Source organism: Collimonas silvisoli (assembly GCF_018305005.1).
Taxonomy (GTDB): Bacteria; Pseudomonadota; Gammaproteobacteria; order Burkholderiales; family Burkholderiaceae_D; genus Collimonas; species Collimonas silvisoli.
The window spans coordinates 15,154-39,864 of sequence record NZ_JAGQEG010000020.1 but is presented as its reverse complement, the minus strand read 5'-3'; the positions used below and the strand labels follow the sequence as shown (position 1 = coordinate 39,864).

The window sequence follows — 24,711 nt, the reverse complement described above, 5'->3', positions numbered from 1 at the left end:
CTCATTGACCCGGATTAACGCCGGCGCTCATTCGCACTGCGCATTCAATTCACGAATCGGCGCTGGATTTTTCTCAAGCGGTACGCGATATTTAATGCGGCACTGCTCGGCCGCAGCCTGGCCCCACTTCACGGTAAACGCGTCGGCCTCCTTGGCGCCGCTGATGAAGGTCTGGCCTTCGCCGCCGACGATGCCCATCTCCTGTCCTTGCTGGTTTTCGACCCTGGCGCCGAACGGCAGCGGCTTGCCGTTCCTGTCGCTCAGGTTCAGCATCAGGCGCAAGCCGATCGAGGTTTCGAATTTCGCCAGCACCACCGCGCCACGGGTCGGCACTACATCCAATGCGGCATTCTTGACTTCGACGTTGTCGCCCAGATCCTCGGTGCGCACCGCCAGACGATTCAGCCGGTACGGGCTCAGATTCGCCAGTACCGCGTTGCCGCGGCTATCTGTACGCACGCCGGGATACACTTCAAAGCCGACATTGGCGGCGTCCGGCGCTTGCACCAGCGCCATGGTTTCGCCCAAAGGCTGCGCCAGGGTGACGCCGCCGCCATGCACCACCAGGCCGCCAGCAATGCCGAGCGTGGTCTGGCCATAACCGGATCCTTGCGCCCGGCCGAAATCGAAGCGGCCGATTTGCGACAGATAACTGGCGCTGGCGCTGCCGCTGTTGTCTTGCTGATTCGAATGGGCGGCGGTGACGTTGTAAGTCAGGCGGCCGTCATCCAGCGCCGAACCGTAGACGCTGGCCTGTTGCGTCAGCTCGCCGTTGTTGCCCTTGGCTACGGTGTAGCGCGCATAGGAACGGCTATCGCCGAGCGGGATCGACAAGGTCAGCATCAGTTGCCGATTCGATGGTCCGTTCAGATTGGTGCTGTAGTTATAGAAAACGCTGTAGCTAAGCTGTTTATAGAAATTCGAATAGCCGACCTGGATCAGACGGTCTTTCTGATCGGTGCCCCAATAACTTTGCTGCTGCGCCGATGCGTAGGCGGTGCCGCCGTTGCTGCCCAGCTGCTGAGCCAGTTCAAGCCGCAATTGATTGCGGCGGTTATTCAGTTCTTGCCCGGTTTGCAGATCCTGCATCTGCGCCGCTTCCTGGAAGGTGCGGAAGCCGCCGGTGGAATAGCGGTAACCGGCCATGCGCACCGAAGTGCCGTAATTCTCGAACGCCTTGGCGTACAGGAATCGCAATGACTGGCCGTTGACGTCTTGCCGGTTCGGTCCCTTGGTATGCGCTTGCGACAGATCGGCCGAGATGGCGCCGAAAGCGCGCAGGTTCTTGCCGACCCCGAACAATACCGATTGATAAATATCCGAGGCGATCAAGCCGCCGTACACTGAATATTCCCGGCCCAGGCCGCGCGCCAAGCTGCCTTGCACGAAATTCGGCTTGGCGCTGCTGGAGCCGCTATTGATGGTTGAATAGCCGTTGCGGTACTGGCCGCCAGTCGCGCTGTAACGCCAGACGCCTTCGCGCAGCAAAGTCGGCACCGCGGAGAATGCTTGCTTGAACTTGGTTTCACGGCCATCGGCTTCGGTAATCGTGACTTCCAGATCACCGCTGGGCGAGGTTGGATACAGGTCGTCCAGCACGAATGGGCCGGGTGCTACGTAGCTGCTGTACACCACGTAACCGTTCTGCCGCACCGTCACACGCGCGTTGCCCTGCGCCACGCCACGGATGGTCGGCGCGTAACCTTGCTGGCTGTCGGGCAGCATGCCGTCGTCGGACGACAACTGGACGCCGCGAAACGGGAAGGCGTCGAAGAAATTGCCCGGCGTGGTGCTGTCGCCAATCACCAGCTGGCCGCCGAGAGAGGCAATATCGCGCTGCAGATACGAGGTCACCGATTGCCAGCGGCCCTCGCCGTCGACGCCGCGGTTATAGGTAGAGAAATTGCGAAAGCGCCAGTCGCCGAGATTGAAACCGCCGCGCAGGCCGGCATACAAGGTATTGCGTGCTTGCGTGGTAGTGCTCGGATTGGCGTTGAATTCGGTGATGCTGCTGTTGACATTGCTGTTGGTGTTATTGTTGCCGCCGTCATAGCGCGCCGCCGAAAACTGGTAATCCAGCATGCCGACATTGATGCCCTTGTCCCATTTGTCGGGGCTGATGGCGCCGCGCGCCTGGCGCTTCATGGCGGCTTGCGGGATGCTGACGAACAGACGCAGTTTCTCGCCGTCGTAAGAAACGCTGGAACCGGGAATCGCTTGCGCCAGATCGACGCATTGATCGCCGGCCGCCATCAAGGCCGGAAACACCTCGACCTTGACGCCCCAGCCGTCCAGCATGGCGCGGGTCAGGCAAGGCTGGGCATTTTTTTCATCGCCCTTGTCGACGAAATCGACCTGGCTTTGACCGATGCTGCTTTCGTTCAGGCTGACGTCGACCAGATAATTGCCGGGCATGACGCGATTGCCGAACGCGAACAAAGACAAGTCAGCACGGCTTTGCCCGCCGCCGATATCCAGGAATTGTTCATTGAATACCGAACCGGCCTGTCCTTGCGCATGGGCCAGCTGCGCCAGCACCGCCAGCGTGATCGCGGAGAGCGCCAGGCGTACCGGCTTGCGTTGATGCGACGATCTGATCACAGCTTTCCCTTCCTTTATTTCTGCCTTGCGCGACAGACTGACTTGCCTTAACAGGACTTGGCGCTACGTGTGAATTACCTGTGAATCGCGACGGTGCCTATTTGCCGGCGACAGCAGGCGTTGCACCGGCAACCGCAGCCTTGGTCACAACTTCCGGCGTTTCGCCGCCGTAGTCGTTGATGGTGGTGTAGCTGACATCGATTGCCTGCGGGCTGCTGATCGCGGTCAGCGGAAAATCAAGCGCACCGAAAGGCGGCGCCATGCCAGCCTTGGTCTGTTCTTTGTTGCCATTGATCTTGAAACCGGTAAACGTCACGTTATAAGCGCTCGGATTGCTGACCCGCAGCGCCGCGCCCTTGCCGTCCTCGCCCGGCACCACCGCCAACGTGATCAGGCCGCGTGCCTCATCCGGCTTGCCGGTCAGGCCTGCCGGCCGGTAGAAAATCTTGATGCGGGTGCGCACCGCGATTTGCAGCACATTCGGCTGATCCGATTTTTCGGGGATTTCCTTGACGTTGAGCCAGAACACCGATTCGCGATCGCTCGGCAAGTCGCCCGAAATGCGCACGATGCGCAAGATGTTTTCCGCGCCCGGATCGAGCCGCGACAAAGGCGGCGTCACCAGCAGCGGCGCCTTGTTCTTGCCTTCGCCGGCGTCGACCCAGGTCTGCACCACATACGGCGAGCTGCCGGTGTTCTTCAGCGGAATCGACGCCTGCCGGTCTTTCTCGCCCAGGATCACGCGGGTGCCGCCCAGCATCACACTGGCGTTGGCCGCCAGCGTGCAGATTGCCAGCGCGCTGCCGAGAATGGCGGAAGTGATGAATCGTTTGCTCAACATGGAAAACCTCGTCTATCAAATGTCCTATGCACAAATTTCTAAGCAAGCAATTGCCACGTGCTCACAAATTGATGCATGGGTAGCGGGAAAATGATGGCCGGCGTGCCGTTACCGTTGCGGCACGCCGGCGCATCCTCAAAGCCTGGCCTTAGCAAGCGCCCGGCACTTCATCCCGTCACACAGAGATGAAGAAATGCAGTTATAGGATTTTTGCCAGGGACGCTGCTTACAGGTAAGTAACAACGAACTGCGCGCTTGAGTTAGCTGGACCGACGGTGACTGCAGGGCCAGTCGAAACGTAGGTAGCTTGGAAGTTCAAAGGATTGTCGCCCAAGCCCAACACGTAGGTGCCCGATGCCGAACCGACAGGGATCTTGGTGCCGGCAGAGTCGCCCAGTTCGATGGCGACGCCAGTTGCAGCAGTAACGCCTACCTGGCCAGCGTTGGCCAGGCCCAGGTCGTCGGTCACGTTGGCATCGGCTGTGCCGGTGAAAGTGACGGTTGCGCCTTTGGCAGTCGCACCGCAGTTTTGCAGCAGTATCTGGAACTTCGATGGTGTGGCCTTCTTGCCGGCGGCGCCGTTCAGCACTGCGCGGGAAACCGTACCCATTGGCACAGTCATGTTTTGGCTGGCTGGAGCGATCGAACATGGGGAGTCGACGATCCGGCCGTTGAAATTGATCGTGCCGCCGTCGGCGAAGGCCGCTTGGGACAACAGACCTGCAGCAGCAACTGCAACCAATTTAGCGATAGTCATTTGTTTCATTATTACCCTCAGATATAAAGTTGATGTTCTATTCACATTAATGAATTGCCAACACGGCGAAACACATTCTAGGGGTAAAAATTCACAAAAATACATATATAACAATGTTTAACAATTATTAATTATAATTAGTTATTCATCAGCAACAAACAACTTAAAAATTCAAGGCAAATTGCGAGATTATTACTGCTTATAACAATCAATTAAATGTCGCAAAGCCAGTCCTGACCTGCCTCTCCGGGCGATATTCAAAAACCATATAAATCTAGAGAGCAATCAATTGCCAATCAAAAACAAATTGGATGCTTGTTGATAATATGCAATTTTGTCGTAACAATACGACATCTTTCTTCCGACTCCATGACACATTTCCACGTGGATAGAGCCATTTGCTTAATTTTTCGAGAAAACAGCCGTTAACGTGGATTAGAAGCGCAGATGGATTAGAAACACCGATGGCTTAGAAACACCGATGGCTTAGAAACACTGATTGTTTGAAAACACTGTTCAGAAAAATCTGATCTCCTACCCTCCTCCACCATTCACTATAAAAAACCAAGATGAGTAATGAAAATTTCATAGTTCGAGAACCTCTGCTTGATCCGAAACAAGGCGTTGTCGGTTACGAGCTGACTTGGCAGGAAGTCCGCGGCGACGATGCGCAGCCGAATGGAGAGGATTTGCATGGCTTGCTGACTTTCGTCGCCGATCAATTAAGCAGCGAGCAAGGCCACTGGCTGCTGGGCAACAAACTGCTATTCCTGGAGGTGTCTCCGGCTCTGCTTAACAGCGAGGCGATTAAAAGAATGCCGGCCGCCAGCACGGTGCTGACGCTCAAGCACAGCGACCTTGCCGATCCCGATACATCGGCTGCCGTAACAGCCTTGCGCGCTCAGGGTTATGGCATATCGTTACGCGACGCCGAGCTGGCAGGCGCAGTGTTGTCCAGCGCGCTGCCCACTGATATCTCGCATCTTGAAGTACGTTTTTCCGCCGGCGATTTTGCGGCGCAGGCGCGCCGCTACGCCGCGCTAAAAAAATCGTCGCTGCGCATGGTCGGGCGGCCGGTCAGCAGCTGGCAGGACTATGACGCCTGCGCCATGCTGGGACTGGACGCTTTCGTCGGCAAACTGCACCTGACGCCGCGCCCCGGCAAACGCGCCACAGGCTTGAATCCGGCGCAACAGATCATCGTGCAAATCATGAACATGGTCGCCAGGAACGATAATCTGCAAAAGATCGAAGAAATGTTCAAGCGCGATCCTGGCTTGTCCTACGAATTGCTGCGCTTTATCAATTCCGCCGCGTTCGGCTTGAAAGCAGAAGTACAGTCATTGCGCGGCGCCCTCGCCTTGCTAGGCTATGAGGCGCTGTTCCAATGGCTGTCTCTATTGCTGGCGACCGCCAGCAGCAGCGGCTATTCGCCGGTACTGATGGAAACCGCGATCATCCGCGGACGTTTCTCGGAGTTGCTCGGACAAAAATATCTGCCTAGGGGCGAATCGGAAAGCCTGTTTGTCGCCGGTATTTTTTCGCTGCTGGATCGCCTGCTGGGTGTCAGCATGGAAGAGGTTCTGGCCAATATCAAATTGTCCGACCAGGTGGCCGAGGCACTGCTGACCCGTGCCGGACCATATGGCCAATACGTAGCGCTGGCCGAGGCTTGCGAACTGAATTCACCGCTGCTCGGGCCGTTGGCCGGCGCACTCAAGATCAGCCCGATGGAGGTCAACCTGGCGCATCTGTCAGCGCTGGCTTGGGCGCAAAAGCTGCGCGTGAAGACCGCTTAGACTGCAGCTTGGATTAGAGCGCTGCGGCAGCGTTTGCCGGTTGATGCACGACCAGCTGGCGCTGCCAGTTACGCAAGCCGATGACTGCCAGCACGATGAAAGCCGCATACAAACCGGCGGTCAGGTTCAGGTTTTTATAGATATACACGCCGACATAGATGATGTCGACCGCAATCCACAGCCACCAGTTGGCGACATATTTGCGCGCCATCCAGAACTGGGCCACCAGGCTGAAACTGGTCAGCGCCGAGTCCAGCCAGGGGATGTGGGCGTCGGTAAAGCTGGCCATGACGTAACCCAGCAATGCGCTGCCAAGCGCCCCCGCCAGCAAACCCGCCAGCCAGCCTGACCTGGAGAGGCGCTGCGGCTGTATATGGTGCTGATCGTTGTGCTGACTATTCCCCCTGCTGCTGCTCCACTGCCACCAGCCGTACAGCTGCATGACGGCAAAGATCAATTGCAGCAACAAATCGGAGTAGAGCTTGGCGGCGAAAAAAATCCGCGCATACAGCAGCACCGAGACCAGGCCGATCGGCCAGCACCATAGATGGCGGCGGGCGGTCAGCCAGACGGCCAGTGCGCTCACTATGACGGCGCTGATTTCCAAACCTGACATCAAGACTCCTGTCGATGAATTTTACGGTTGCAGCGACGCTGCAGATGATCCAGCAGATATTCGCCGGCATCGCTATTAAACCACTCGGCGTGACCGAGGAAATAAGTATCGTAGGCCAGCGCCGAATTCTCGGCGGATTTCTGCACGCCGTGAAAGTAAGCCAGCTCCGACAGCGCGAATTCGGCATGCACCACCGGCAGCAGCGCCGCCAACGCGGCGGCTTCCAGCGCAGACAATGGCCGCACTGCTTCATAAGCATCGAGCATGGCGTCCAGCTGATCGATATGCACCAGCGCCCGCTGGTCGAGCGGCACCGGCGTCGATGGCAACGCCAGCCATTCGATCAGGTTGCGCTCGATGGCGATGGCAAGATCGTAGACTGCGCAAGTACGGTCGGCCAGGCCGAAATCGAGCACTGTCGTCACCGCAGACCGCCCGCGCGCCTGCCATAACAGGTTGGAAGCATGCCAGTCGTTATGCGTCCACAAGGGCGTCAAGCCATGCAACATAGGGCTCAAGCGCGCGTGAAACGGCAGCAATACGCGCGTCACATCCTGTTGCCAGTCGCGCTGCGCCAGATAGTCGGCCAATGCCGGCCGTTCCTGTATGTAACGGCCGGTCCGCTGCAGCACTTGTTGCGGATCTTCGGTATTGAACAGGGTAAAGCCGGAGGCCAGCAATTTGGTGCTGCGCGCGGGCGCATCGTAGCCGCGTGCGGCAAGATGCAGCATGGCCAGCGCACTGCCTGCCGCCGCCGCATCCGCCGTGCTGACAAAAGGGGTCCATGAGGTAGCGTCGCGATAGCGGTCCACTCCCTGGCCGACGCGTTGCACTTCGTAGGTCCAGTCGCCGTCGGCAGAAGCCGTGCTGCCGTCGCTGGCTTGCAACACCTCGCTGACCGCCAGCCCGTGCTGCCGCAGATGCGCCATGAAGCGGTGCTCTTCCATCAGCTCATCGGCAGTCCGGATCTGCTGCAGCAAGCGCTTCACAAATACCGGCCCCGATTCGGTGTCGGCCACGCAGGCGCTTGAAAACGGCCGCGGGCTATGCCAGTTCAGGCGCTTGACCATGCCGATCTGGGGATAGCGGCGCGACAGCCGAGCCACTTCATCCAGCGTCAGTGCAGGCCAGCTCGGCGTCACCGCATCCAGCCCCATGCCGTGGCTCAATACCGTTGGCATGCCATTGTCGATAGCGTCATTTTGTCTTGCGTCGCTCATGCAGCGTGTTTCCTAAATTTCCCGATCCGGATTAGAAGTCGTACTGAACCGACAAACGCGCCGTGCGCGGTGCGCCCAGGTGCAGATAGCCGTCGCCTATGTATTCGCCGACATCTTTCCAATAACGCTTGTCGAACAGATTGTCGACGCTCAGGCGCAGCACCGTGGCGTGGCCCTGCCAACTGGTTTTGTAGCGCATGCCGGCATTGAACACATGATAGGCCGGTACTTCGACATTGCCTTCCCGCGTGGCCGCCTTGCCGGCGCTGTATTGCCAGCCGCCCAGCACGCTCAGGCCGCTGATCTGCGGCACGGTATAGGCGGCATACAGGGCGGCGCGCAGCCGCGGCACGTTGATGGCCTGATGGCCGTCGTAAGCCGCGGTGCCGGTATCCTCGGCGCGGGCCTGAATCAAGGCCAGGCTGGCGGTCAGGCGCAATTGTTTGCTGACCTGGCCGGCTGCATTTAGCTCTATCCCTCTATGGGTTTCGGTGCCTTGCTGGACATAGGTAAAACCATTCTCATCCGGCTTTGGATATTCGTAAGGTTTGCTCATCTGGAATATCGCCGCGCTCAGGCTGAGCTGGTCGCGCCAGTCGTATTTGACGCCGGCCTCGATCTGGCGCGACACGGTCGGCGCCAGAAAGGCATAGGCGTTTTCGGTCCACCACGGCGCCTGGCCGCCCATTGTCAAACCTTTGCTGTAGCTGGTGTACAGCGACAGGTCTGCTTGCGGTTTGTAGACCAGGGCGATTTGCGGCAAAAGCAAGGTTTTATCTGTGGTGCGCGTCGCCGCGCCGCTGATGTCGAGCGCCCTTTCATTGACCCACACCTGGCGCGCGCCGGCAATCAGCTGCCATTGCGGATTGAAGCTGAGGCGGTCTACCGCAAACAAGGATTTTTGCCGGCTGTCGAGACGCAGGTAAGACGCATCCGGCGTCGACGGCGACGGCGCGTAGACGATCGGGTTCGGGTTATAAATATTATCGCTGCCGACATACTCATTGACGCCATCGCTCTGCGCCACGGTGCGGCGGAAAGCACTCGCGCCCAAGGTCAGTTCATGGCGCAGCTTGCCAGTATCCAGACGCCCTTGCAGCACAGCCTGCAATTGATCATTGCGCAGTGTATCGTCGGGGAAACGATAGTCGTAGATATCGAAATCGCCGCTGGCGCTGAAATAGCGGGCTGGCGTTCCGCCTGCGCCGCAAGTGCTGCCGTAACCGCAGCCATACGGGAAGGCCGAGTTATCGTCGATCACCACCCGGCTGCGGCTGGCCGCCAGATACGCATGCCAATCCGGCGTCAGATCGAGATCCAGGCGCAGATTCAGGTTCACGGAATTGATCGTCACCGGCTTGGCCCACGGCTGCGCGCCCAGCAGCTTGTAAGGCGAGACATCGCTCGGGATGACAGTGCCGCCGAGCAGTTGATAACCGGGTGCTGAGCGTTGTTCGCGGTGTTGATATTCGGCGTCGAATTGCAGCCGCGCCTGCGGCGTGATCACCCAATCGGCCGCCAGCGAGGCAAAATTGCGCTGGCCGTCGGCGTCGTTCACATACGAATGCAGGCTTTCGTGGGCAGCGTTGATGCGCAGGCCGAATTGCTTTTGTTCGCCAAACAAGGCGCCGATATCGGTGGCCAGGTAACGCGAGCCACGCGAGTCGGTTTCCAGCGTCACCGAACGCACATCGGCCGGGCGCTTGGTCACATAGTTGATCAAGCCGCCTGGCGCCGCCATGCCGCTTTGCAGACCGGCCAGGCCTTTCAGGATTTCGACGCTCTCTTTGTTTTCGAGCGCCACATTTTGTTCCCCCGCAATGCTCATGCCGTTGATCTGGTAACTGGACGCCAGATCCAGTGCAAAACCGCGAATAGCGAAATTTTCGTAGTAGCCGACCGGCGTGTAATTGTCGCCGACCGCAGCGTCGTTGCGCACCACTTCGCTCAACAGACGTGACTGCTGATCGTCCAGCTGGCTGCGCGTGATGACTGAAATCGAGGCGGGCGTGTCGAGCAAGGGAGCGTCGCCGAATGTCGCAATCGAGGCCGATTTCTTGCGATAACTATCGGTGCCGGTTCCGCTGCCGGTCACGGTAATGGTCGGCAAGGTCGCGGCGTTATCCGTCTTGACTTGTGGCCGCCCGGAAGCAGTTGCCGCCGTCTCTGCCCGATCGGAAGCGCTTTGTGCGTGCGCCATATGGGCGGCAGCTGTGGCCGAGGCAATCAATGTAATCAGCAGTTTTTTTCTGGCAGGCGACGGCAAGCCACGACCAGACGCGGGGTATAGCTGTTTTTTATTTGTCATTATTTTGTTGTTATATGTACATATCAATTAATCATTATGCACATGGTGAGTCTGGGAATCCGGGTGCGATTAAAACAGGACTCGCATTATCCGTCTTTTTGATTAGATTGGAATCAGGGCCTGCGCAATAAGCAGCTTGCATCCGCCAGCCTCATTCCCACGTATACCAATGTGATGCAGTTTCAAAATCAAAGGAGATGCACTCATGGTTAGCCGACGCAATATCATTTTCAGGGCTGGCGCCGCGTTGCTGGCGGGCGGGCTGCTGACGCTCCGGAGCCGGCGGGCGGTTGCCGCCGAAGTGTTTGAAGTCACGCATACCGATGCCGAATGGAAACAGCGCCTAAGCGCGACCCAGTACGCGATCTTGCGGCAGGAAGGCACCGAGCGGCCCTTTTCCAGTCCGCTCGACCATGAAAAACGCGCCGGCACCTTCTTCTGTGCGGGCTGTAATTTAGCGCTTTTTTCGTCCAGGAACAAATTCGACAGCGGCACCGGCTGGCCCAGCTTCTGGCAACCGCTGCCGAACGCAGTCGCCACCAGAGACGACACTACGCTCGGCATGCGCCGCACCGAAGTGCATTGCCGCCGTTGCGGCGGCCATCTGGGCCATGTGTTTAACGACGGCCCGAAACCTACCGGCCTGCGTTATTGCATGAACGGCGCTGTGCTGAAATTCAAGCCCGAGGTCTGATTCATCGGCCTTGCTTTACGCTTTATACCCGCCGGGTTCCGGTATCAACGGCCTTGGTCTGCCCCGATTCCAGTGTAAAGCCGGCGCCGGAATCGGTGCCCAGCACCTTGACCAGATACGGCATCAATTCTTTCAGCATCGGCTCCAGCGTCCACGGCGGGTTGATCACAAACATGCCGCTGCTATGCAAACCGAAACCGTCCGGCGACGGCGTGCGCACGGTCAGCGTGACATTCAGCCAGCCATTGGCTTTCATGCGCTTGAGCTTGTCCGGCATCTGGCGCGATTCCATGCGGTTCAACACGGGATACCAGACGGCGTAAGTGCCGGTGGAAAAACGCGTGAGCGCATCTTCCAGCGTGTTCTTGACGTGGCGGTAATCCTCTTTCACTTCATACGGCGGGTCGATCAGGACCAGGCCGCGCCGCGATGGCAGCGGCAGCAAGGACTTCAAGCCGAGAAAGCCGTCGCCCTGCTGGATCATGACGCGCTTGCCGCGGCCACTGCCACGCTCGCGCTCAGCTTCGAGGCGGCGGAAATTGTCGGTCAGGATCTTGCCGTCGCTGGGGTGCAGTTCAAACAGGCGCAGGCGGTCTTGCTCGCGCATGGTGGCGTCGGCGCAATACGGCGAGCCGGGATAGAAGCGCAGCTTGCCGTCCGGGTTCAACTGCCGCACCACGTCGACATACTCGGCCACCGCCGGCGGCAGATCCTTGCGGTCCCATAGGCGGCTGATGCCGGTCTCGAATTCGGCGTTTTTCGACGCATAACCGCCATCCAGCGCATAGACGCCGGCGCCGGCATGGGTGTCGACAACCATGTAGGAAGTGTCTTTCTGGCCCAGGTAGCGCAATAACTGGATGGTGACCAAGTGCTTCAGCACATCGGCATGATTGCCCGCATGGAAGGCATGGCGGTAACTCAACATAGGAAACTCTATCGTGGTGAAGTGTGTTGCTACACTCTACATCAAAGGGCCAGTCGGCTGCTGTGTAGATGTGCGGCGTAGATGGCTTGGGAAGCGCATAGTACATGGCCCCCCGCTGCGCAAACGACCCGCATTCTAACATTGCGGCAATCGATAAGAAAAAGCTATTCGATTGCGGATTGCATTTTCAACATCTCTTCCGCCACTTTGACGCAGGCTTCGATGTGCCGGTTGCCTATCGCCCGAAAGGCCGAGAAGCCGATCGCTGCCGACACCATCTGGCCGGCGATAGGCACCAGCCGGGTAGCGTTCTTGGAAACCACTTTGACGCCGCTGCGAGTCAGGATTTTCAGCATCAACTCACGCGTCACCATCCGCCCCACCAGCGTGCTGCCGAGGCCGACAATGGTGCTGTAGGCAGCCACCTTGAGCTTGGGCTGGAGTTTTTCGATCTGCTGCGGCGTCATGCCGAACTCGGCGTTGATGTCTTCGATCAGGTGCGACAGCAGATGAATATCGATCGCGATATCGACGCCCATGATCGGCAAGGCGGACGCGCCGGCCGACAACAGCGCCCGCTGGGCCACCATCTGCCGGCAGCGTCGGCGCACTGCGTGCAGCGCCTGCTCGGAAGCGGGGATCAGCACCAGTTCGGCGCTCGGTCTGGTCGGCTTGCGTCCAGGCAGCCGATTGCGCAGGAGATCCAGCATCAGCTAGCCGCCTTGCCTTTGACAAAGCCGTAAATCACACTGAATTCCCATTGCAGCTCCTCAGAGTTGATATTGGTTGCGGGCCGGCGGCGCTCAACAAGCTAATAATCTAGCCAATAAGCAAGCCAGCAACCCGCTGTTCAATATAGAGCAAACTTTGCTTGCGTGCAGCGATTGCTGCGGTAACAAATGTGAAATATTGTCTCGTCAATATGCTAGGCGTGCAGCTCTTGCGCACGATCCAGCCGGAAATACGCGTCCAGCAGGGACGTCTTGTAGACCGCCCCCAGCAATTCCGGATCTTCGTGGCTGCGCACCACCGGCAGCCGTTCGCCCTGATGATCGAGAAAGGATTGCAAGGCGTCGCCCAGGGACATTTCGGGCGTCACCACATGCAGGAATTCGCGCCGCACAAAATCCGCCGCCACCCGCTCTTGCGTATCGCTCTTCTCCAGCAGGCAGGAAGTAATGTCTTGCAGCGCCACCACGCCGCAATAGCGATTGCGCTGGTCGACGATGTAAATATATTTCACCGGATATTTCAAAAACAGGCCGCTGATCTCGGCGAATGGCGCCGTCAACGGCAACACCGTTTCCGCCGGCCGGATCAGTTCATTCATGTGGATGCCGCGCAAGCGCACCCGCTCTTGCGCATCGCGATTGCGCTTGATGGTGATGTCGTACATGGACGCGCCGTTGATGCTGCGCGCCACAAAGTAAGCCACCACGCAGGACAGCATCAGCGGCAACACAGCCTGATAGCTCAAGGTCATCTCGAAAATCATCAGGATCGCCATCAGCGGCGCACTGGTGGCCGCCGCCAGGAACGCGCCCATGCCCACCATCGCATACGCGAACGGCCCCGAGATAGTGCCCGGCGACACCGTGTGCAGCCCCAGCCCGAACAGATAGCCGATGGCGGCGCCGACAAACAGTGTCGGCGTGAAGATGCCGCCGACCGCGCCGGACCCGGTGGTAATGGCGGTGGCCACTACCTTGAGCACCAGCACCAGCAGCACGCTCCACCACAGCCAGGGCGTATGCAGCAGAGAGTTGACCACGCTATAGCCGTTGCCCCAGACCTCCGGCATCCAGATCGAAATCAAGCCCAGCAGCAAGCCGCCCACGCCCAGCCGAAGCGGCAACGGCAAAGCGGTCTTGATAAACATCTTTTTGGAAAAGCCCAGCAAACGCAGGAATTGCGGCGCAGCGACGCCGGCCATCATCCCTAGCAAGACAAACCACAGGATCTCGATGCCGGCGATCGGCGGGAACGGCGGCATCTCGTAGGCCGGATGGTAGCCCGGCAATTCGCGCATGGTGATGTTGGCCACCACTGAGGCCACCACCACCGGCCCGAAACTTTCCATGACGATTGCGCCCAGCACGATTTCAGTCACGAAAAATGCGCCTGCAATCGGCGCGTTGTAAGCCGAGGTAATCCCGGCCGCCGCACCGCAGGCCACCAGCAAGCGCAAGCGGGCCGGATTGAAATAGGTGAAACGGCCGACCAGCGACGCCGCCAGCGCCGCCAGCTGCACCATCGGACCTTCACGCCCGATCGAACCACCCGAGACGACTGTCGCCAGCGAAGCCATGCTGCGCAACAGGCTCTGCCGCACCGGAATATTGCCGTCGCCTAGCGCCACCGCTTCCATATAGTCCGACGTCGCGCTGGACGGCATACGTCTCGCCCACAGTAAAAACGCGCCGGCGATCAAGCCGCCTGCAGCCGGCAGCAACAAACGCATCGGCCACGGCAAGCTCTTGGCGATGGCGACAAAACTGCCGCTCTGCCCGGTCAGCAGCAACTGCAAGCCGGAGATGCATTCGCGGAACAAGATCGTCGCCAGCGCACCCAGGAAACCAACCACCGCCGCCCACAACAGCATCGAATGGCTTTCCGAAAAATGGAACAGGCGTTGCAGGCGGATCCGGTATCGTAAGAGGGTACTGCGCGATGTGCTACGTAAGAGCATGGTGTGTGGTGGCAAGAAGATGGTGGTTGGAGTGCGGCCGCCGGCAGCGCTTAAGAGTCGCCAGGCTGAACCATCAGCGTATCGAAATACGCCATGTCCGCCGCTACCGCCGCCTCCGCCCTGCCTTGCATGGCTTGATAACGGGCGATGATCTCATGTCCGATTGGCGTGACTTGCGCGCCGCCGCCCTTGGCGCCGCCGGTCGCGGTCGCCACCAGCGGCGACTTGAAGCATTGGTTCATCGCGTCCACCAGCAGCCAGGCGCGGCGATAAGACATGCCAAGCGAGCGCGCTGCAGCGGAAATCGAACCGCTTTCATGAATGGCCTGCAGCAGTGCTGCCTTGCCGGGACCGAAGGCGATTGCATCGCCCTGCAACACTCTGAGCCGAATCGATTTGGAATTTGCCATATGCGGGATTGTAGCAAGGAGGTCAGCAGCGGCTCAGATATTTCGTTGACAAGTTCGCCAGCTCAACAAAAACCCGGCCGGATTTCACGCGGCCTCAGTATTTTTTAAAGTTGACCTACGCTGTATCCTGCCATATATTTCGATTTTGCCATTTGCTGCTCAGGAGATATTGCATGTTGCGTCGCTTTAAACATCTGGTTCTAGCCAGCGCCCTGCCCCTGTTGCTGTTGACGCCGGCAGTACATGCAGCCGATCTGGTGGTCTCGGCTGCGGCCAGCCTGACTAACGCCTTCAAGGATCTGGGCCAGTCTTTTGAAGCGCAACATCCGGACACCAAGGTGATATTCAACTTTGCCGCATCCGATGTCTTGCTGCAGCAGATCATCAAAGGCGCGCCGGCCGATGTATTTGCCTCCGCCGACCAGGAAGCCATGAACAAGGCCGAAAGCGAAAAGGCGGTGCTGACCGGCAGCCGCAAGAACTTTGCGAATAACCAGATCGTGCTGATCGTGCCGGCCGACAGCCAGCTGCACATCCAGCAATTGCAGGACCTGACCCGGCCGGCGGTCAAGCGCGTCGCCTACGGCAATCCGGCTTCGGTGCCGGTCGGCCGTTACACCAAAGCCGCGCTGGAGCACGCCAACTTGTGGGATGCGGTTGCCGCCAAGGGCGTGCCGGCGCAGAACGTGCGCCAAAGCCTGGACTACGTGGCGCGCGGCGAAGTCGAAGCCGGGTTTGTTTTTTCCACCGACGCCGCGATCATGCCGGACAAGGTCAAAGTCGCATTGCGCGTGCCTTCGCAAACCGCGGTCAGCTATCCGATCGCTGTCACCGCCACTACCAAACAAGCTGAGATGGCAGCCAAGTTCGTCGCCTATGTGCTGTCGCCGACCGGCCAGACTACGCTGGCGCGCTACGGTTTCTTGAAACCCTGATGACAGAGTGTTATCGTCAGGTTTTTCAGCACAGCAACAAGGTATGCAGTGAATAGAAAGCAGAAGTCATGAACAGCGGAGTGTGGGTTGCCCTAACGCTGTCGTTGAAAGTTGCAGGCTGGGCGACCCTGCTTAACATGCTGTTCGGTGTCGCCGCCGCCTATGGCTTGTCGCGCTGGCGCTCGCCGGCGCGCGATCTGGTCGACGCCGTGCTGACCTTGCCGCTGGTGCTGCCGCCGACGGTGCTCGGCTATTACCTGCTGGTGCTGCTGGGCCGCCGTGGCGTGTTTGGCGCCTGGCTGGAAAAATGGGGCGTCCAACTGGTATTCACCTGGCAAGGCGCAGTGATCGCCGCCACCATCGTCGCCTTTCCGCTGGTCCTCAAATCCGCCCGCGCCGCCTTCGACAATGTCGATGGCCAACTGGAAAACGCCGCCCGCGTGCTGGGCGTATCGGAAGCCGGCGTGTTCTTCCGCGTGACCTTGCCATTGGCGTCCAAGGGTATCGCGGCGGGCGTCTTGCTGGCCTTCGCCCGCGCACTCGGCGAATTCGGCGCCACCCTCATGATCGCCGGCAATCTGCCGGGCCGCACCCAGACTTTATCGGTGGCGATTTATGAAGCGGTGCAAGCCGGCGACGACCAGACCGCCAATCTGCTGGTGCTGATTACCTCGGCCACCTGCATCGTGGTGCTGCTGATCGCCGGCCGCCTGCTGCCGAAAAGCCAGCGCCGCAGGCAGCAATCATGACGAATTTTCTATGACTATCGAGATCAGCATACGCAAACACCTGCAAGCCGGCGATCGCGGCTTCAATCTGGATATCGCCTTGCACGCCGACAGCAACCGGGTAGTGTTGTACGGCCCGTCGGGCGCCGGCAAGAGCCTGACCTTGCAAGCCATCGCCGGCTTGCTGATACCTGACTACGGCTTGATACGTCTCAAGCAAAATATTTTATTCAATAGCGCCACCGGGATTTGCCTGCCGCCGCAGCAACGCAAAGTTGCCTATCTGTTTCAGGACTATGCGCTGTTTCCGCATCTCACCGTGGCGCAGAACGTGGCTTTCGGTTTGCGTAAAGGCAGTTTCAATCTGCGCCGCCCGCATGATCATCCGATGGTAAAAAAATGGCTGGCTTCGTTCGAACTGAGCGCCACCGCCAACAGTTATCCGCATCAGTTGTCGGGCGGCCAGCGGCAGCGGGTGGCGCTGGCTAGGGCACTCGTATTGGAGCCGGATATCTTGCTGCTGGACGAACCGTTTTCCGCACTCGACTTGAGCTTGCGCGACAAGATGCGGAGCGAGCTATCGGAACTGCAACGGCATCTCGATGTGCCGATGATGGTAATCACCCACGATCCGGCCGACCTGGCCTTGTTAGGCGACGAGATCTTCGAAATCCGCGACGGCAGGATAAACCCGTAAGCGCGCGCCCGCCAAACCATAAAAAAGCGCAGAACCCGAATCGGGTCTACGCTTTTTTCTCAAGCCGGATGCTGCTTAAACGCTGCTTAGAAAATGTGACGGATACCGACAGCGACGCCAGTCACGCTATCCTTGCCGACCAGTTCCGACAAGGCCGCATTCTTGGCCTTGTTGTAGTCCACCGTACCGTAGACCTGAGTCCGCTTGGACAAGGCATATTCCGCCACGCCGACCAGCGCGTAACGGGTGCCGTCGCCCAGGCTGCCCAAAGTAGCAACCGTGACGTTCTTGCTCTTGTCATAGTAACCAGCGGCGGTCAGCGACCAGGCTGGAGTTGCCTGATAAGTCGCCCCCAGGAAGTAAGCATTGTCCTTGCGCTCAACACCGCCGATGCCGCCGTTGATCGCAGCTACGCTGTTGGAGACGCCGAAATATGCAGGAGTGGTGCCAGTGCTGTCCTTGATCCGATAGTAGCCGCCAAACAGCTTGGCTGCACCCAGGGTGTAGGAAACGCTCAGGTTATAGGCGGTATCCTTCCAGTCCGAATTGGTCGGGCTGACAGTTTGCTGAAAACCGCCGCCAATCGCAAACGGACCGGCGGTATAAGCCAGGGTGCCGCCGATCTGGCTGCCTAGCCTGATCGATCCGGCCTTCTCGCCCGCGGCATAGCTCACACCGGCAGCAAGGCCGCCGAACGTACCGTAGTATTTGAGCATATTCGAATTGCGGACCAAGGTTGCGCCGGCCGGCATCCATGCGTTCTGGTCGTAATTGCCGACTGTCAGCGGATCGAAGTGATCAGCCATCAGATCGAACAACGGAGTCTGTTGACGACCCACAGTGAACTGGCCGAAGCTGCCGCTCAAGCCGACGTAAGACTGGCGGCTGAACAACACGCCCGGGCTGGACATGGCGCCGTTATTGGAGTTGAAGCCATTCTCCAGACGGAAAATCGCTTTCAGGCCGCCGCCCAGATCTTCACTGCCTTTGAAACCTATACGGCTGTTGGAAATTGCGCCATTCGTGACTATGAAGTTCTTTTGTCCGGCCGCGTTATCGCTGCTGAGATAGCGAATGCTGGTGTCGACAATGCCGTAGATCGTGACATTGGTTTGCGCCATTACGCTGCCGCTGGCGACGCTTGCCGCTGCTGCCGCCAATAACAAAGTGTATTTTTTCATGCATCTCTCCATAGATTGAACATTTTTAGATTTTTTAACGACAGCATGGCACCCTCGCCATGACCGTCGCTTTACCGCCACTACTACTGCCTTACGCTGCCATTTCAGCGTTGCCTGGGGTAAAGCTGAGCAGCCATAATATCAGCACAATCTTACCCCAAGGCAAGTTGTTGTTAAAACCCAACTGTCTTTATTCGGATTTCAATACACCGCGACGTATTTGATCACGCTCTATCGACTCAAACAGCGCCTTGAAATTGCCTTCGCCAAAACCCTCGTCGCCTTTACGCTGGATAAACTCGAAAAACACCGGCCCCAGCGTGGTCGCCGAAAAGATCTGCAGCAGCAGGCGCTGGCCCTGATCGTCCGAGACGCCATCCAGCAGGATGCCGCGGGTTTGCAGCTCGGCGGTCGGCTCGCCGTGGCCAGGCAAGCGGCCTTCCAGCATTTCGTAATAGGTGGCCGGCGGCGCTGTCATGAACGGCGTGCCCATTTTTTTCAAGGCGTCCCAGGTCTTCAGCAGATCGTCGGTTTGCAAGGCGATATGCTGGATTCCCTCGCCGTTGAACTGCATCAGGAATTCTTCGATCTGTCCCGAGCCTTTGGATGATTCTTCATTCAAAGGGATGCGGATCTTGCCGTCCGGCGCACTCATGGCCTTGGATGTCAGCCCGGTGTACTCGCCCTTGATATCGAAATAGCGGATTTCGCGGAAATTGAACAGTCGCTCGTAAAAGGCGGCCCAATGCGCCATCCGGCCGCGATACACGTTATGGGTCAGATGGTCGATGGTTTTCAGGCCGGCGCCGACCGGGTTGCGGTCAACCCCCTCGATGAATTCAAAATCGATGTCATAGATCGATTTGCCGGGAGTGAAGCGATCGATCAGATACAGCGGCGCGCCGCCGATGCCCTTGATCGCCGGCAAGCGCAGCTCCATCACGCCGGTGGTAATTTCCATCGGCTCGGCGCCGCGCTCCAGTGCGCGCTGGTACGCCAGGTGCGCATCGTGCACGCGAAACGCCATGCCGCAGGCAGACGGGCCATGCTCTTTGGCAAAGTAATAGGCAGGGCTTTTCGGCTCATAGTTGATGATGAAATTGATATCGCCCTGGCGATACAGCATCACATCCTTGGAGCGGTGACGCGCCACCTTGACGAAGCCCATGGCTTCGAATGCCGGCTCCAGCACATTGGGGGTTGGCGAGGCGAACTCGACAAATTCAAAGCCGCACAGGCCCATGGGGTTTTCAAAAAGGTCGGACATGATGCACTCCTAAATATAAAATCTGGTGGACTGAATCAAACTGGATCAGTTATAGGTAACAACCGGCTCCTGGGTTGCTGGCGTAATCAGCTGTTGCAAAGCGATTTCAAAAGCCACTTTTGCGATACCGGTATGGCTGGCGGAATGGCTGTGACATTTTTCCAAGGCTGCGGCCACGGTCGCCGAGACATCGCCGAAGATGGCTTCATCCGATATTTCGACCTCGCTCTGCATCAAGAAAGCAAAGGCGCGCGCCATGCCGCAGTTTGCAACAAAATCAGGTATCACAGCTATTCGATTATCGGCATATTCATAGATCGGGCCGTAGAAAATATCGCTGTCGGCAAACGGCACATTGGCGCCGCTGGAAACCACCTGGAGGCCATTCGCAATCATCTGATCCACCTGCTCCTGCTTGACCAGGCGCGAGCCGGCGCACGGCAGGAAAATATCCGCGCCGACGCTCCAGATGGCGGCATTGCAAGCCTCGAAGGACAGCATGTTCTCAGCAATCAGCTGATTGCCCTGCTTCGCCAGAAACAAGGCGTGTACCTCTTCATGGCTAAAGCCATCGGCGTTGATCAGGCCGCCATTGCGGTCAATGATGCCGACCACGCGCGCACCGGCCTTGGATAGATAATACGCCGCCGTCGAACCGACATTGCCCCAGCCCTGCACGATCACGCGCTGGTCTGCCACGCTGCCGCCGTACAGGCGGTAGTAGTGCAATACGGACTCCGCCACGCCCCAGCCGGTGATCAAGTCTGCCACCAGGTATTTGCGGCTGGCGGCTGGCGTGTAACGGACATCCTCCACCACCTTGGCCACGCCCATGCGCAACTGTCCGACCTTTTGAATCCGCTCGCTGTCGCTAGGCTGGAAATGGCCGTTGACAATTCCTTCCTGCGGATGCCACAAACCGTAACGCTCGGTCATCGGAATCACTTCATGCACTTCGTCGACATTCAAGTCGCCGCCGGTGCCGTAGTAGGTTTTCAGCAAAGGCGTGACCGCCTTGTACCAGCGGCTCAGCACGCCATCCTTGCGCGGATCGGCAGGATCGAAATCGATGCCCGACTTGGCGCCGCCGATGGCCGGGCCGGAGACGGTGAACTTGACTTCCATGGTCTTTGCCAGCGATTCCACTTCGCGCCGATCCAGGCCGCTGCGCATGCGCGTGCCGCCGCCGGCCGCACCGCCGCGCAGCGAATTGATGACAATCCAGCCGCGCGCAGGGGTTTCTGCGTCATGCCATTCAAAGACGATTTCCGGCGCCTTGCTTTCAAACGCATTCAGTAAAGCCTTCATACTTCTCCTTGAGATATCTGTGGTTGCGATAACGCTGTCCGCTTGGTCAAGCAATATTTGTTCAAGCAATACTTATCCAAGCAACAGCTTGTCATCGTCAATTTTTTCGCCGCGTGTGGTTTCAAACATTCTCAGCAGATCCGGCACATCCAGACCGCGCCGCTGATCGCCATGCACGTCCAGGATGACCCTGCCCTCATGCAGCATCACGGTGCGCGTGCCGTAGTCCAGCGCCTGCCGCATGCTGTGCGTCACCATCATCGCCGCCAACTGGCTGGATTCGACGATCTTGGCTGTCAGCGCCAGGATGAAGGCGGCGGTTTTCGGATCCAGCGCGGCGGTATGCTCATCCAGCAGCAGGATGCGCGACGGCTGCAACGAGGCCATCAACAGGCTGACCGCCTGCCGCTGGCCGCCGGACAACAAGCCCATGCGGTCGGACAAACGATTTTCCAAGCCCAGGTTCAGAATGCTGAGCTTGTCGCGGAACAGTTCGCGCAGGTTGCGGTTCAGCGAAAAACGCAGGCCGCGCGCGCTGCCGCGCTTCCATGCCAGCGCCATGTTTTCTTCAATCGTCAAGCTTTCGCAGGTGCCCGCCATCGGGTCCTGGAATACCCGCGCCACCAGATCGGCACGCTGCCAGCTGGAGCGGCGGGTGGCGTCGACGCCATCGATCTTGATGCTGCCGTTATCGACCATTAGATCGCCGCTGACTGCATTCAACATGGTCGACTTGCCGGCGCCGTTGGAACCTATCACCGTGACAAACTGCCCTGATGGAATTTCCAGCGAGAGGCCGCGCAACACCTTGTTTTCGATAGGCGTGCCGGGATTGAAAGTAATTTCCAGATTTTTCAGTTGCAACATCAGTTTTCCCCTTCCCGGGTGGCTGGCAAAACACTAGCGCCTGATGGTTTCAGTTTCACATTGCCGCGCATGCGGCCGAAGCTGCGTTTGAAATTAGGTATCAACAGCGCAAATCCGACCAGCATGGCAGTCACCAGATTCAAGTCCTGCGCCTTGAGGCCGATGAAATCCATATCCAGCGCCAGCGCAATGAAGAAACGGTACAGCACGGCGCCGAAGATGCAGGCCGCAGTAGTAATCACCAGGCTGCGCGCCGGCACTACCGTCTCGCCGATGATCACCGCCGCCAGCCCTATCACGATGGTGCCTATGCCCATCGAAATATCGGCGCCGCCCTGGGTCTGTACAAACAGCGCGCCAGCCAGCGCCACCAGTGCGTTGGAAATAGCCAGGCCCCAAACGGTCTGGCGGTGTGTGGAAATACCTTGGGCGCGCGCCATGCGCGCATTGGCGCCAGTGGCGCGCATCGACAGCCCGGTCTCGGACGCGAAAAAAGCATCCAGCAAGAGCTTGGCAATCAGCACGATCACCGCCATCACCAAAGGCTGCACCCAGTAATCCGGCAATGCGCCAACGTGAATCATGCTGAATACGGTCGGCTCGCTGATCAGCGCGACGTTAGGTTTGCCCATGATGCGCAGGTTGACTGAATACAGCGCGATCATCACCAGAATGCTGGCCAACAATTGCATGATCTTCAGATACACGTTCAGACAGGCTGTCACGCAACCCGCCAGGCCGCCGGCCAGCAGTGCGATAAAGGTAGCCAGGAAGGGGTTCCAGCCAGAGACAATCAGCGTTGCGGCGACTGCGCCGCCAAGAGGAAAACTGCCGTCGACCGTCAGATCGGGAAAATTGACGACACGGAAAGACAAGAACACGCCAAGCGCGACCAGGCCGAAAATCAGGCCGATCTCGATGGCGCCGAGCGAAGCGATGAGCGACATAAACTTCCTTAAATAGGCTGCAGAACCGCCTGACCAGCCAAGCGGCAGGCGGTTCACCAACAAAACAGAATCACCAACGATGCAACATACGGATGACCGCAACGGCCATCCGCACTTACCTTATTCGACGACTTTGGCGGACTTGACCAGCTCAGCCGGCAAGGTCAGGCCTTGTTTCAGGGCAGCCTTAGGATTAACGTAAAGCTCAAATGTGTTGCTGGTTTGCGAGGCGATCTTGCCAGCCGCTTCGCCCTTCAGGATGCGCACCACGATCTTGCCGGTCTGACGGCCGAGATCGTAATAATTCAAGCCGATGGCGGCCGCCGCACCGCGTTTGACCGCGCCGGTATCGGCAGCGACGATAGGCAACTTGGCTTGCTCCGCAACCTTGACGACGCCTTCAAGCGCCGACATGACGTTGTTGTCGGTCGGCGCGTAGATCACATCGGCCTTGCCGATCAGGCTCTGCGCAGCGCTAGGCACATCAATGGTACGGGCGGCGGCGGCTTCGACCAAAGTCAGATCGGTGCCGGCCAGCAGCTTCTTGAGGGATTCGACGATCGACACCGAATTCGCTTCGCCCGGGCTATAGATAACGCCAATGCGCTTGGCCTTGGGCGCGACCTGACGAATCAGCTCGATCTGCTTTGTCAGTGGCGACATGTCGGAGACACCGGTGACATTGGTGCCGGAGGCATCCCAGCTCTTCACCAGCTTGGCCGCGACAGGATCGGTGACGGCGGCGAACACGATAGGCACGCTCTTGGTAGCGGCCACCAGCGCCTGCGCCGACGGCGTCGCAATCGCGACCGCGACATCCGGCTGGCTGCCGGCATATTTGCGCGCGATCTGCGCTGCCGTGCCGTTATTGCCTTGGGCGCTTTGGTATTCGAACTTCAGGTTTTTGCCGGCCTCATAACCGGATGCCTTCAATTCATCCTTGACGCCGTCGCGCACGGCGTCCAGCGCAGGATGTTCAACAATCGCCGTGACGACCACGGTCTTGTCGGCGGCATAGGCAGCCGGAGCGGATACGCTTGCCAGGCTGAGCAGGACTACAGATGCGATAGCGGAACGCAAGAAAGGAAATTTCATGGATTTGTCTCCAGATTAGTCTGTTTTGATTGCCGGAAATCGGCTTATGAAACGGCTTCTTTATATTGCGACAAGGGTTGTTCTCCTTGCTGCTACAGATTTTTTTCTGAAAAAAGTATAGCTTTTAACGCTGAAAATTGGTTTGCGACTTGAGCCCGATTTTTAAGCGCTTATGAAATATAATTTCTCTATAAATCCACAAATCGAGAATAAATTGCATAAAATTGATATCGATCAAATCGACCGCAAAATCCTGACTTTCTTGCAGCAAAACGGCCGGGCATCCAACCTGGAACTGGCGGAAGCGGTCAATTTATCTGCTCCGCAATGCCATCGCCGCCATCGCCGGCTGGAACAGGCGGGCTTCATTGTCGGCTACGAAACCAGGCTGAGCCCGGCCAGCCTGGGTTTGAACGTGATCGCCTTTGTCCACGTATCGATGGAAAAAGGCCATATCAATGACTTGTCGGGATTCAAGATCGCCATCAATGAATGGCCGCAGATTCTGGAGTGTTATTCAATCACCGGCGATTTTGACTACGTGCTCAAGGTCACCGCACACGACTTGAAAGAACTGTCGGATTTTCTGATGGAAAAGCTGATGCGCATGCGTGGCGTCAGCGGTGTGCGTTCCAGTGTCTGCCTGGATGAAATCAAGGCGACCAATATGCTGCCGCTGCCTGCGGTATGAGATAGATGCAGCGGCGGGCCAAATAAAAAAGCCGCATCCTTATGGGATGCGGCTTTCCAGGCTATTGACATGAAAATGCCGGCGCCCCTAAATGAGTCGTCATCCCCGCGAACGCGGGGATCCAAGTTGCAG

At 58.4% G+C, this 24,711-nt stretch carries 22 protein-coding genes; 6 read left to right on the top strand and 16 right to left on the bottom strand.

Features of this window, described 5'->3' with window-relative positions:
- Positions 1-27 precede the first annotated feature (27 nt).
- The 3 genes from KHU33_RS07495 to KHU33_RS07485 all read right to left on the bottom strand — a co-directional run bounded on the left by KHU33_RS07495 (position 28) and on the right by KHU33_RS07485 (position 4,208).
- Positions 28-2,601 carry a fimbria/pilus outer membrane usher protein gene (locus tag KHU33_RS07495; protein WP_211461972.1) on the bottom strand — a complete coding sequence of 858 codons (2,574 nt, stop codon included), beginning with the start codon at positions 2,599-2,601 and terminating at the stop codon, positions 28-30.
- A 97-nt stretch (positions 2,602-2,698) separates the two neighbouring features.
- Complete coding sequence (locus tag KHU33_RS07490) at positions 2,699-3,442, bottom strand: fimbrial biogenesis chaperone (protein WP_211461970.1); 744 nt, start codon at positions 3,440-3,442, stop codon at positions 2,699-2,701.
- A gap of 226 nt (positions 3,443-3,668) precedes the next feature.
- Complete coding sequence (locus KHU33_RS07485) at positions 3,669-4,208, bottom strand: fimbrial protein (RefSeq protein WP_211461968.1); 540 nt, start codon at positions 4,206-4,208, stop codon at positions 3,669-3,671.
- Between the two features lie 560 nt (positions 4,209-4,768).
- Here KHU33_RS07485 and KHU33_RS07480 point away from each other — a divergent pair.
- The gene (locus KHU33_RS07480) at positions 4,769-5,998 is read left to right on the top strand and encodes an EAL and HDOD domain-containing protein (RefSeq protein WP_211461966.1); all 1,230 of its coding nucleotides are present in this window, start codon (positions 4,769-4,771) and stop codon (positions 5,996-5,998) included.
- Between the two features lie 13 nt (positions 5,999-6,011).
- Here KHU33_RS07480 and pnuC read toward each other — a convergent pair whose 3' ends face one another.
- The 3 genes from pnuC to KHU33_RS07465 are packed head-to-tail and all read right to left on the bottom strand — an operon-like array spanning position 6,012 to position 10,142.
- On the bottom strand, positions 6,012-6,614 hold the full coding sequence (gene pnuC, locus KHU33_RS07475; RefSeq protein ID WP_211461964.1) for a nicotinamide riboside transporter PnuC: 603 nt from the start codon (positions 6,612-6,614) through the stop codon (positions 6,012-6,014).
- The gene (locus KHU33_RS07470; RefSeq protein ID WP_211461962.1) at positions 6,614-7,834 is read right to left on the bottom strand and encodes a phosphotransferase enzyme family protein; all 1,221 of its coding nucleotides are present in this window, start codon (positions 7,832-7,834) and stop codon (positions 6,614-6,616) included. Before KHU33_RS07470 ends, pnuC begins: the two co-directional genes overlap by 1 nt.
- 31 nt (positions 7,835-7,865) lie before the next feature.
- The gene (locus KHU33_RS07465) at positions 7,866-10,142 is read right to left on the bottom strand and encodes a TonB-dependent siderophore receptor (protein ID WP_211461960.1); all 2,277 of its coding nucleotides are present in this window, start codon (positions 10,140-10,142) and stop codon (positions 7,866-7,868) included.
- Between the two features lie 205 nt (positions 10,143-10,347).
- On the opposite strand from KHU33_RS07465, the gene msrB reads away from it, so the two are divergent.
- Complete coding sequence (gene msrB / locus KHU33_RS07460; RefSeq protein WP_211461958.1) at positions 10,348-10,836, top strand: peptide-methionine (R)-S-oxide reductase MsrB; 489 nt, start codon at positions 10,348-10,350, stop codon at positions 10,834-10,836.
- A gap of 22 nt (positions 10,837-10,858) precedes the next feature.
- Here the strand turns inward: msrB and KHU33_RS07455 are convergent, their stop codons facing one another.
- From KHU33_RS07455 to KHU33_RS07440, 4 genes are all read right to left on the bottom strand, one after another.
- Complete coding sequence (locus KHU33_RS07455) at positions 10,859-11,764, bottom strand: 23S rRNA (adenine(2030)-N(6))-methyltransferase RlmJ (protein WP_211461956.1); 906 nt, start codon at positions 11,762-11,764, stop codon at positions 10,859-10,861.
- A 164-nt stretch (positions 11,765-11,928) separates the two neighbouring features.
- The gene (locus KHU33_RS07450; protein ID WP_211461954.1) at positions 11,929-12,474 is read right to left on the bottom strand and encodes a hypothetical protein; all 546 of its coding nucleotides are present in this window, start codon (positions 12,472-12,474) and stop codon (positions 11,929-11,931) included.
- Positions 12,475-12,689: 215 nt separating this feature from the next.
- Complete coding sequence (locus KHU33_RS07445; RefSeq protein WP_211461952.1) at positions 12,690-14,453, bottom strand: ClcB-like voltage-gated chloride channel protein; 1,764 nt, start codon at positions 14,451-14,453, stop codon at positions 12,690-12,692.
- 50 nt (positions 14,454-14,503) lie between these two features.
- Positions 14,504-14,863: a winged helix-turn-helix domain-containing protein gene (locus tag KHU33_RS07440; protein ID WP_211461950.1), complete on the bottom strand. Its 360-nt coding sequence runs from the start codon at positions 14,861-14,863 to the stop codon at positions 14,504-14,506.
- Positions 14,864-15,036: 173 nt separating this feature from the next.
- Here KHU33_RS07440 and modA point away from each other — a divergent pair, with 173 nt between their 5' ends.
- The 3 genes from modA to KHU33_RS07425 all read left to right on the top strand — a co-directional run bounded on the left by modA (position 15,037) and on the right by KHU33_RS07425 (position 17,223).
- Positions 15,037-15,798, top strand: coding sequence for a molybdate ABC transporter substrate-binding protein (gene modA / locus KHU33_RS07435; RefSeq protein WP_211461948.1), 762 nt, complete (start codon positions 15,037-15,039; stop codon positions 15,796-15,798).
- Between the two features lie 68 nt (positions 15,799-15,866).
- Positions 15,867-16,547 carry a molybdate ABC transporter permease subunit gene (gene modB, locus KHU33_RS07430; protein ID WP_211461946.1) on the top strand — a complete coding sequence of 227 codons (681 nt, stop codon included), beginning with the start codon at positions 15,867-15,869 and terminating at the stop codon, positions 16,545-16,547.
- Between the two features lie 10 nt (positions 16,548-16,557).
- On the top strand, positions 16,558-17,223 hold the full coding sequence (locus KHU33_RS07425) for an ATP-binding cassette domain-containing protein (protein WP_211461944.1): 666 nt from the start codon (positions 16,558-16,560) through the stop codon (positions 17,221-17,223).
- An 86-nt stretch (positions 17,224-17,309) separates the two neighbouring features.
- Here the strand turns inward: KHU33_RS07425 and KHU33_RS07420 are convergent, their stop codons facing one another.
- From KHU33_RS07420 to KHU33_RS07395, 6 genes are all read right to left on the bottom strand, one after another.
- Positions 17,310-18,404 (bottom strand): porin, encoded by a 1,095-nt coding sequence (locus KHU33_RS07420; protein WP_211461942.1) that lies wholly within the window; start codon positions 18,402-18,404, stop codon positions 17,310-17,312.
- A 190-nt stretch (positions 18,405-18,594) separates the two neighbouring features.
- On the bottom strand, positions 18,595-19,671 hold the full coding sequence (gene hppD, locus KHU33_RS07415) for a 4-hydroxyphenylpyruvate dioxygenase (protein WP_211461940.1): 1,077 nt from the start codon (positions 19,669-19,671) through the stop codon (positions 18,595-18,597).
- A 45-nt stretch (positions 19,672-19,716) separates the two neighbouring features.
- Positions 19,717-20,979, bottom strand: a complete 1,263-nt coding sequence (locus KHU33_RS07410) for a Glu/Leu/Phe/Val dehydrogenase dimerization domain-containing protein (protein ID WP_211461930.1) — start codon at positions 20,977-20,979, stop codon at positions 19,717-19,719.
- Positions 20,980-21,051: 72 nt separating this feature from the next.
- Positions 21,052-21,846 (bottom strand): ABC transporter ATP-binding protein, encoded by a 795-nt coding sequence (locus tag KHU33_RS07405; protein WP_211461929.1) that lies wholly within the window; start codon positions 21,844-21,846, stop codon positions 21,052-21,054.
- On the bottom strand, positions 21,846-22,793 hold the full coding sequence (locus KHU33_RS07400) for an ABC transporter permease (protein ID WP_211461927.1): 948 nt from the start codon (positions 22,791-22,793) through the stop codon (positions 21,846-21,848). The genes KHU33_RS07405 and KHU33_RS07400 overlap by 1 nt, the downstream gene beginning before the upstream one ends.
- A gap of 120 nt (positions 22,794-22,913) precedes the next feature.
- On the bottom strand, positions 22,914-23,888 hold the full coding sequence (locus tag KHU33_RS07395; protein ID WP_211461925.1) for an ABC transporter substrate-binding protein: 975 nt from the start codon (positions 23,886-23,888) through the stop codon (positions 22,914-22,916).
- Between the two features lie 214 nt (positions 23,889-24,102).
- On the opposite strand from KHU33_RS07395, the gene KHU33_RS07390 reads away from it, so the two are divergent.
- On the top strand, positions 24,103-24,579 hold the full coding sequence (locus KHU33_RS07390) for an Lrp/AsnC family transcriptional regulator (protein ID WP_211461923.1): 477 nt from the start codon (positions 24,103-24,105) through the stop codon (positions 24,577-24,579).
- The last annotated feature ends 132 nt before the right edge of the window (positions 24,580-24,711 follow it).

Coding starts and splice junctions, on each gene's coding strand:
- KHU33_RS07490 (WP_211461970.1), bottom strand. CDS start 3,442: ATGTTGAGCAAACGATTCATCACTTCCGCCATTCTCGGCAGCGCGCTG.
- KHU33_RS07420 (WP_211461942.1), bottom strand. CDS start 18,404: ATGAAAAAATACACTTTGTTATTGGCGGCAGCAGCGGCAAGCGTCGCC.
- KHU33_RS07400 (WP_211461927.1), bottom strand. CDS start 22,793: ATGTCGCTCATCGCTTCGCTCGGCGCCATCGAGATCGGCCTGATTTTC.
- pnuC (WP_211461964.1), bottom strand. CDS start 6,614: ATGTCAGGTTTGGAAATCAGCGCCGTCATAGTGAGCGCACTGGCCGTC.
- KHU33_RS07485 (WP_211461968.1), bottom strand. CDS start 4,208: ATGAAACAAATGACTATCGCTAAATTGGTTGCAGTTGCTGCTGCAGGT.
- KHU33_RS07465 (WP_211461960.1), bottom strand. CDS start 10,142: ATGACAAATAAAAAACAGCTATACCCCGCGTCTGGTCGTGGCTTGCCG.
- KHU33_RS07455 (WP_211461956.1), bottom strand. CDS start 11,764: ATGTTGAGTTACCGCCATGCCTTCCATGCGGGCAATCATGCCGATGTG.
- KHU33_RS07410 (WP_211461930.1), bottom strand. CDS start 20,979: ATGAAGGCTTTACTGAATGCGTTTGAAAGCAAGGCGCCGGAAATCGTC.
- modB (WP_211461946.1), top strand. CDS start 15,867: ATGAACAGCGGAGTGTGGGTTGCCCTAACGCTGTCGTTGAAAGTTGCA.
- KHU33_RS07445 (WP_211461952.1), bottom strand. CDS start 14,453: ATGCTCTTACGTAGCACATCGCGCAGTACCCTCTTACGATACCGGATC.
- KHU33_RS07470 (WP_211461962.1), bottom strand. CDS start 7,834: ATGAGCGACGCAAGACAAAATGACGCTATCGACAATGGCATGCCAACG.
- KHU33_RS07450 (WP_211461954.1), bottom strand. CDS start 12,474: ATGCTGGATCTCCTGCGCAATCGGCTGCCTGGACGCAAGCCGACCAGA.
- hppD (WP_211461940.1), bottom strand. CDS start 19,671: ATGTCCGACCTTTTTGAAAACCCCATGGGCCTGTGCGGCTTTGAATTT.
- msrB (WP_211461958.1), top strand. CDS start 10,348: ATGGTTAGCCGACGCAATATCATTTTCAGGGCTGGCGCCGCGTTGCTG.
- KHU33_RS07425 (WP_211461944.1), top strand. CDS start 16,558: ATGACTATCGAGATCAGCATACGCAAACACCTGCAAGCCGGCGATCGC.
- KHU33_RS07440 (WP_211461950.1), bottom strand. CDS start 14,863: ATGGCAAATTCCAAATCGATTCGGCTCAGAGTGTTGCAGGGCGATGCA.
- KHU33_RS07480 (WP_211461966.1), top strand. CDS start 4,769: ATGAGTAATGAAAATTTCATAGTTCGAGAACCTCTGCTTGATCCGAAA.
- modA (WP_211461948.1), top strand. CDS start 15,037: ATGTTGCGTCGCTTTAAACATCTGGTTCTAGCCAGCGCCCTGCCCCTG.
- KHU33_RS07395 (WP_211461925.1), bottom strand. CDS start 23,888: ATGAAATTTCCTTTCTTGCGTTCCGCTATCGCATCTGTAGTCCTGCTC.
- KHU33_RS07405 (WP_211461929.1), bottom strand. CDS start 21,846: ATGTTGCAACTGAAAAATCTGGAAATTACTTTCAATCCCGGCACGCCT.